At 49.6% G+C, this 248-nt stretch carries 1 protein-coding gene; it reads left to right on the top strand.

Going from position 1 to position 248, the window contains the following annotated elements:
* Nucleotides 1-11 precede the first annotated feature (11 nt).
* A partial coding sequence (locus DRW42_RS29425; protein WP_208643685.1) for an NUDIX hydrolase occupies nt 12-248 on the top strand: 237 nt, incomplete at its 3' end.

Consider the following 248-nt stretch of genomic DNA (forward strand, 5'->3'; position numbering starts at 1 on the left):
TGCAAGTTCCGATGAATTCAACCGAACAACTGGCCACCTTTACAGATCCCAAGCGGGTTACGGGAACTCGGGCACTGGCACTCGCCTATATGACCTATTTACCATCAACCCCAAAATTGCATCCAGGGTATGGGGCCACAGATGCCCAATGGTTCGTGCTTGATAAAGATCAGGGCAACTATGTGATCACCCATGACCAACAGGAGATTATCCTAAGTCCCGCCGGTCACCTGGTCTTTGATCATATT

This window comes from Pedobacter miscanthi (genome assembly GCF_003315595.1).
In the GTDB taxonomy this organism is placed as follows: domain Bacteria; phylum Bacteroidota; class Bacteroidia; order Sphingobacteriales; family Sphingobacteriaceae; genus Pedobacter; species Pedobacter miscanthi.